We start from the raw sequence: 1,348 nt of genomic DNA, 5'->3' as shown, positions 1-1,348 counted from the left end.
GAAAGTCAATGAAATCAACGGTCTACCCAGACCACCCCCGCGCCAGTGCTAGCTTTGCGTACCGTCACTTATTGCACTGAAAACGAGGAGACCCCTTTCTGGGCCTGTGAGCAATGCTCATCACTCCAGCGAGGCTCCATTGCTTCAGGATCATCGCTGGCGCTGGCCACAAAGCCACGAGCGGTTTGCTCCTGCCCCGTGAGCTTGGCCACCAGATCGCTGGCCTCCTGGTATTGGCTCTCGCCAGTTTCAGAAAAGGCCTCGTTCAGGGCCGCCTGAACCGAGTTCAGGTCCACGGTGCTGCCATCTGGCAGCGTGGCGATCCCTTTGCAGATCGAAGCGGTAATGGTGACGTGGTTCATGGTGCTCTCCAAAAAAACGGGCACCACCCCCTCGACGGGGATTTCGGCGCCCGCGAGGGTTGATGTCGCCCCATCGTTGGGGCGTCCTTCTTCAGTCGCTCGGCTGAATACCAGAGCGCGTGTAGTCGCTATTCAAGACGACCACACGATTGGTATCAAAGACCACGAATGAATCCGCCTCCTGGCGGCCTTCGTAGCGATTGACATACACCAGGCAGTCGAAATGCTCACGGTGCTTGCGGATGAGCGCGGCCCAAGCACTGGGCGTGCGCGCATCCTCAACTCGCAGAATGCGGTGCACCTGCAGTTCGCACTGAAGCAGCCGACCGCGCCAGCCGTTGAGATCGGGTTCGAGCTTGGAGAACTCCCGCAAAGGGAGCCGCCCCAGCTTCATAGTGGCCGCATGCACCGCTTGATCGAACGTCCCGAAGTGCAACCCCGAAGGGCGCATACGGAAGCCGTCAAACGATGCGGCGGTACCGTGAAAGGCGAGCAAGGTCATTGATTACTCGCTCCCTTCCTCTTCCTCTTCCTCAGCGCCAGCAGGGATCAGTTCCCCGTCCTGGTTGTGGCGGTCCTCCAAGTTGTAGCCCACGATGTGCATCGGGTCGATCTTGGTGTGTTTACCAAAGGCGAGATCCACGCCATCGCTGCTGGGGTCTTCTTCCTGGAAGGATTGGATCAGCGCGAGGGGAATCATGGCCGCCTGAGGGGTGCCGCTGTACTCGCCGCCCGTAAAGAGCGGGTCGTAGCTCACACGGATGAAGACTTCGCGCTCGGCAAGCACAGCATCTGCGTGCTGGCCAATCGCGATCCAGTCCGAGTCTTTGCATTCGTAGTCCGTAATGAACCATTCGATTGCTTTGCGGCGCTCTCCGGGAGTGAGATTCTTGGTAACGTCATCAGCCGACCACATCGTGGGGGCCCCAAAAGTCTCGAATTCCTTGAGAGCCTGCGTCAGCTTCGCTCTTTCGGAGGCGGGCGCA

At 59.3% G+C, this 1,348-nt stretch carries 3 protein-coding genes; all 3 read right to left on the bottom strand.

Annotation, left to right across the window (positions count from 1 at the left end; genetic code table 11):
- Nucleotides 1-68: 68 nt before the first annotated feature.
- Nucleotides 69-362: a hypothetical protein gene (locus DBR23_RS06415; RefSeq protein WP_108497682.1), complete on the bottom strand. Its 294-nt coding sequence runs from the start codon at nt 360-362 to the stop codon at nt 69-71.
- A 91-nt stretch (nt 363-453) separates the two neighbouring features.
- On the bottom strand, nt 454-864 hold the full coding sequence (locus DBR23_RS06410; protein WP_108497681.1) for a hypothetical protein: 411 nt from the start codon (nt 862-864) through the stop codon (nt 454-456).
- 3 nt (nt 865-867) lie between these two features.
- A partial coding sequence (locus tag DBR23_RS29540) for a hypothetical protein (RefSeq protein ID WP_158276427.1) occupies nt 868-1,348 on the bottom strand: 481 nt, incomplete at its 5' end.

The organism is Acidovorax sp. HMWF018, from assembly GCF_003061035.1.
GTDB lineage: Bacteria > Pseudomonadota > Gammaproteobacteria > Burkholderiales > Burkholderiaceae_C > Acidovorax > Acidovorax delafieldii.
The sequence above is the reverse complement of the archived record's forward strand: the minus strand, read 5'-3'. Positions and strand labels throughout refer to the sequence as shown.

Coding starts and splice junctions, on each gene's coding strand:
- DBR23_RS06415 (WP_108497682.1), bottom strand. CDS start 362: ATGAACCACGTCACCATTACCGCTTCGATCTGCAAAGGGATCGCCACG.
- DBR23_RS06410 (WP_108497681.1), bottom strand. CDS start 864: ATGACCTTGCTCGCCTTTCACGGTACCGCCGCATCGTTTGACGGCTTC.